The sequence below is a fragment of the uncultured Nitrosomonas sp. genome (genome assembly GCF_902826915.1).
In the GTDB taxonomy this organism is placed as follows: domain Bacteria; phylum Pseudomonadota; class Gammaproteobacteria; order Burkholderiales; family Nitrosomonadaceae; genus Nitrosomonas.
Map to the genome: position 1 here is coordinate 1 of NZ_CADEGP010000111.1, position 5,546 is coordinate 5,546.

Annotated in this window: 4 protein-coding genes and 2 pseudogenes; 3 read left to right on the plus strand and 3 right to left on the minus strand. The window is 42.9% G+C overall.

All coding sequences use genetic code 11. The features are described from left to right. Window positions 1-31 precede the first annotated feature (31 nt). From QZV86_RS13250 to QZV86_RS13260, 3 genes and pseudogenes are all read right to left on the minus strand, one after another. Window positions 32-822: pseudogene (locus QZV86_RS13250) on the minus strand (IS3 family transposase). Window positions 823-1,242: 420 nt separating this feature from the next. Next, window positions 1,243-2,769, minus strand: a complete 1,527-nt coding sequence (locus QZV86_RS13255) for a right-handed parallel beta-helix repeat-containing protein (protein WP_295629079.1) — start codon at window positions 2,767-2,769, stop codon at window positions 1,243-1,245. Window positions 2,770-2,813: 44 nt separating this feature from the next. Continuing rightward, window positions 2,814-3,008 (minus strand): annotated as a pseudogene (locus QZV86_RS13260) (IS1595 family transposase); the annotation flags it as partial. A gap of 1,105 nt (window positions 3,009-4,113) precedes the next feature. On the opposite strand from QZV86_RS13260, the gene parA reads away from it, so the two are divergent. From parA to QZV86_RS13275, 3 genes are all read left to right on the plus strand, one after another. Beyond that, window positions 4,114-4,812: a ParA family partition ATPase gene (gene parA, locus QZV86_RS13265; protein WP_295629082.1), complete on the plus strand. Its 699-nt coding sequence runs from the start codon at window positions 4,114-4,116 to the stop codon at window positions 4,810-4,812. Then, complete coding sequence (locus QZV86_RS13270; protein ID WP_295629085.1) at window positions 4,784-5,056, plus strand: ribbon-helix-helix domain-containing protein; 273 nt, start codon at window positions 4,784-4,786, stop codon at window positions 5,054-5,056. The genes parA and QZV86_RS13270 overlap by 29 nt, the downstream gene beginning before the upstream one ends. 283 nt (window positions 5,057-5,339) lie before the next feature. Continuing rightward, window positions 5,340-5,525: a DUF2726 domain-containing protein gene (locus tag QZV86_RS13275; RefSeq protein ID WP_295629088.1), complete on the plus strand. Its 186-nt coding sequence runs from the start codon at window positions 5,340-5,342 to the stop codon at window positions 5,523-5,525. Window positions 5,526-5,546 lie beyond the last annotated feature (21 nt).

Here is a 5,546-nt window from a genome sequence, read left to right on the forward strand (position 1 = left end):
TGACCTAGTCAAGTAAAACCGTACAACTTAGTTAAGCGACTTTTTTCAACATTTTTGTTTCTAGCTCATATTGATTCGGACTTTTGTATTCCAAGACTGAATGCAATCGATGGCTGTTATAAAACATGGAAATATAGTGCAGCACATCTTGCTGTGCTGCATAGCGGGTTTGGTAATGCCGCCAGTGGATTCGCTCCTGTTTGTGATTGCTGTTGCTTGTCACTTTGTATTTCTTCCGATGTTTGAACTGCACGCCGGCTTCCCGCATCAGGCTTCGAGCTTTCCAGCGACCAACCGGATAACCCAACGCATTCAGTGCTTTTACGATTCTGCGGCTGCCGTAGCTATGATTGCTGGAGTTCGCTATGCCTCGAACCGTTTCAAGTATTTCCTCGTGACATTGTTTTTCAGAATAATTGTCAGTGCGCCGGACATAATCATAGTAGGCGCTACGACTTACACCCATCAGTTGGCACATCAAGCCAACCGGGTAGGTCTTCTTCCTTTGGGTGATGAACGAATATTTCACTTCGTTTCTTTCACGAAAAAGACCGCCGCTTCCTTTAGTATTTCCCTCTCCAGTTTGAGCTGCTTGATTTGCGCCTTCAACGGTCGAATTTCTTCTTGCTTCGGTGTCAGTCTCCCATTACCCCGGAATAACTGATCAGCTTTATCCGCCTGGTATTTCCTGATCCACCTCCTCAGCATATTGGCACTAATTTCCAGGCTTCGAGACACTTCCGATGTCGTACGGCCCTGATCCTATACCAGACTGATTGCATCTAATTTGTATTCCTTTGTATATTGTTTCCTCGTTATCATTTCTTCCTCCAGTTAAGCTATTTTCTCTTAACTGGAATATCCGGTTTCATTAAACCAGGTCAGTCCAGAAATTACCTGAAAGGCGCGTCTGGCGATCACATCAACTTGTTGATGGTCGCTGCTTCCTGGAACATGAAACAATGGCTGCGAGCCATTGTTTGGCTCTTTTTCCGTGGAGAAAGATGCAGACTGCTTGAATGCCTGGATGGAAATTCAAATCATCAAGCGCTACATTTTTATAGCCCCTCATTATTCCCGGCAGCTTGCTTGGAATAATTATTGTTCGATACTTTTTCAGGGTCGACTAATGAGTCAACCTGCGATTCCCTGTAGTCTTGCCACGGGGAATCGCAGGGCGCGCGCGGAGCAAATTTATTTTGCAACAGAGCCTAATTTAACTTAGTGCGTTTATTATCGAACTTATGGCACTGTTACTAATTTGGAAAGCTTGTTGTTAGTTTCGTTCGACTCCATAAATCGGTTTAAGTCATCAACATAAGCCGTCATCGTGTGTGTTCCGTCAGGAATGGTGTAGGGAGCACCATTAGTGCCAATAGTGACAGATGCTCCTGCGACTAAGGGTCCTCTTACGGCTCCCCAGGTTTTGTACTTACCATTTATTGAATATCCTACGCCGATAACTACGTCTGCAGGGGTTGCTGCGGCACCCTGATTTTTAACCGTGCTCATGAAGATGCCATTGGTATAGGAAAGTTGAGTGACAATGATATCGGGGAGAGATGTGACTTTGCCGCCATTATCTACATTCACGAAGGCTCCAATGTCGTCGAAACCACCGTTACTTCCAGGCACTAGGAAATTTGTAGATACGGGATCGGTGCTAATAAAAGCGACACTGCCGGAGCGCTGCCATGAATTGTCTGTCTCGATACCACTGCCAAACTTCTTAGCTGTATCCGATGAAATATTCTCATTAAGGATAGTATCGGAACCAACCTTGTAGCCACCAACTTTATTACTCCATGTGGTGTTATTGGAGAACGTAACATGAGTGCCAAAATTGGAGTTGATGCCTATGCCATTATTTAAATACGATAGGTTGTGTTCTACTATCGTGTTAATACTTGGGTATGCACCGCCTGCCTTGATGCCAGTGCCGTTACCGCTACCAATGCCATTTGAATAAACAATGTTATACCCTACATAGCTGTGAGTAGACCGCCACGTATCGATACCATCATCTGAATTGTCGTATACCAGGCAGTTCTCGATGCGATTATAGTTGCCGCTAGAGATAGCGATACCGTCAGAATTTCCACCGTTTGCATATATGGGACTATAGTCTCCCACCCCAGAATTGTCGTGAGCGATGCTGTTACGAATGATGTTTCTGGATGCGTCTGAAACGTTAGGAAAGTCATTCAGATCGCTCCAGATATGAATGCCAGATAGCCCATTGTGGTGAGTATGCATACCGTCAATCAAGTTGTCTGATCCGGTAATCACAATACCCCGCATGGGCATGTTTCTTATTTCTAAGTTGCGCAACTGTGTAAAATTTCCGTTCAGAATGATATTAATATCCGTGCCATTTGGAAGCTGACCTCCGTCAAATACCGCAAATTCGCCAGGATAACTCTCGTAAACAATCGGATTTGCTGCTGTGCCACTATTCGCAAATCTAATATTCTTAGAAACGACGTATGTACCCGCACGCAGGAACACCACGTCTCCGCCCCTGGCTTTGCTGATTACAGTCCAGATATCACAAGGAGCAGTCATTGAACAAGCTGTGCCGCTTCCATTCGGTTTTGCGAATAAAGTCCCTTTAGCGACACTAGTGGGTATTACTGCTTGTGGCCCAATTGTTTTGGCATGCACCCCCGCTGTTCCAATTAAGGATGCGCTAATCAGACTTACTAAAAAAACTAGATTGCATTTCTTTACAAGATGCTCCAAGCTAGAGCATGTTATTGTACTTATCATATTTTTCCTTTTAAAATAAATTTGCTCCGCGTGCGCCGCTAACTTCAAAAACACAATCTACAATACTCTCCGTGGAGCAATCGCGACACCATAACAGCCAAATCGAAACGGCGGCTGAAGCGATAAGAGAATTGTGCAAGATAGTGATGCGCATATTTGGCGTGATTAAATGCATGGCATATTTCACTGCGCGCAGTCTTGAGATTGCCAAGCAGCGTATTGACCCAATGAAACTCGGGGCGTTGCACAGCCAGCTTGCTGCTTCCCGCTTCCCGCTTCCCGCAACATGACATTCATGCTGTGCTATGCCGATGTGCCTTAATATAGCTGCCATCAATAAAACCGGTTCCAATCAAGATTAATGATCAGCACCTTAAGAACCTTGCGCTACTTGCTATTAGACGACTAGGTATTGAACTTTTTGTAGATTGAATCCAGCAGCTAAACGTCTTCGACGAGTTTCTCCGCGGACAACCAAAACCTGCATTTGAATACAGCATATTTTCTATCATCATGCACAGATTGTGCTTGTTATAAATGATTTCTTGAAGCAAAATCTTCCCTAGTTTCGGCCAGAATTTATCATTGAGTATCAATCGGGGTATCCAAAACTCGTTTTAGTGGTGGTGTAAACCCTAAATATTACAAGTTTAATCATAATCAATTACCATCAACTATCAACACAACTTAATCTAAGCTACGTTAACTTAACTTACGTGGGATTTTTTTCCAATATTAGCATTATACGCGGGAATATTATCCGCGAAAATAATTTTGATACCTGGATCGAATATTGCATGAACTCTAGATAGAGAAGTGGCCTCGCGAATTAAGACAGTTCGTTAAGTGATAATCTTGCTCAATCCAGGCTGGTAAATACACATGAAAAGGACAAGAAGGAATTCCGCAGTGGATTTAACGGGCCGTTGAAAAACCCACCGGGTCAAGTAAAATTTCACAGAACTCACCCACCTCATAAATTATGCGCGGCATTGAACACACTCAAAATTAGGCTACCAATCGCCTTTGCAATTTGAGCGTATGTTTTATAGAAAGACTGCCTAAAAAAGTGTCCGGTTTTAGTTGATCATTACAATAAAGCACCCCGCCGCAAGCAGCGAGGTATTAAAAGCGCTCTTCAGACTGCCGGTTTTCAACCAGCCTTCGTCCCAAGGAGCGAGGAATTAAACCCGGAAGAGATTAACTACTACGACCAGAAATTGAAAAACTTTAGGCCTTAAAGGAGAATTTTTAGATGGTCGTGCTGGTCGCGCATCTTTTTTCTTGACTGCACAGATGCATTGGTGCAGTATATAATGTGTGCACACATTACTGTGAGATCACATGAACAAAAAAGATAGTTATATGAAAATTATTGCGGTTATTAGTCAAAAAGGTGGGAGTGGAAAAACTACCCTTGCCCTTCATTTGGCGGTTGCTACAGCAGCGGCGGGAAAAAATACGGCCATCATTGATCTAGACCCACAAGCATCTGCTACAAAATGGTCAGACAGACGTGAAGCAGAACTACCCGTTGTTATATCTGCCCATGCGAGCCGCTTGCCGAATGAAATACAGCGTATAAAAGATGCGGGTTGCGAAATATTATTTCTTGACACGGCGCCTCACTCAGACAGCGCAGCCCTAGAAGCCGCCAAGATTGCAGACGTAGTTCTTGTACCTTGCCGCCCCGCTATCATGGATATGGAAGCAATCACAAACACCCTTGATTTGATACGTACAAAAAATGCAGCAATTTATGTCGTGATGAATGCAACCTCAGCCCAAGGACAGGAAGCAAAAGAAGCTATAGAAGCAATAGCCCAACTTGAAGTATCTGTTTGTCCTATTCAGCTTGTAAACAGAGTAGCATTTTCACGTTCGATAATTACAGGTCAAACAGCACAAGAGATTGAGCCAAGCGGCAAAGCGGCCAAAGAAATATCAGATTTGCATTTATTCATGTGTGCACACATGAATAAATGCAATACTAAATCAGAAGAAAAGGGTAATCATGTCAAACAAATTCGTCAACGCGCTTAAAAAGAAACCCGAAGAACACATAACAAAATTTCATATGGAAGATAAAGCTGGATCTATCCACGATAGGCCATCAAGAAAAAACACCAAACATATCGGAGGGTATTTCTCTGAAGAAGTATCCAAGCAACTTAGACAAATTGCACTTGATGAAGATAGTAGCGTTCAGCAACTTTTGGGAGAAGCTCTAGATATGATTTTTCATAGCAGAAAAAAACCAACAATTGCACAAAAAATCACAAATTAATACTATGCACACATAGTAGTGTGCACACATGAACACTTTAATCTCTTCCGGGTTTAATTCCTCGCTCCTTGGGGCGGGGGCGTTCATTTCTAACCCTGTTTATAGCCCAATTATACTAAAAGGTATTCCAGCACATGTTTGCACACTATTGTATGTGTATGTGATAAATTACTTCGAAATAAAGCACCCCGCCGCAAGCAGCGAGGTATTAAAAGCGCTCTTCAGACTGCCGATTTTCAACCAGCCTTCGCCCCAAGGAGCGAGGAATTAAACCCGGAAGAGATTGAATCAGGCTTTATCTGATAGCTATGAAGCATTTGGAAAAGTTCGTGTTGCAGATGTACTTACGCCTAATAAAGAATTAAGTCGAAAACAATGGAGTATTGCATTTAGCAGTATTTCATCAAAACATTTTGATTTTGTTTTGTGTGATAAAAAAAGGCTCTGTAGCAATCAATTGTTGAATTGAGAGTCAAATGTGTATCGGAAT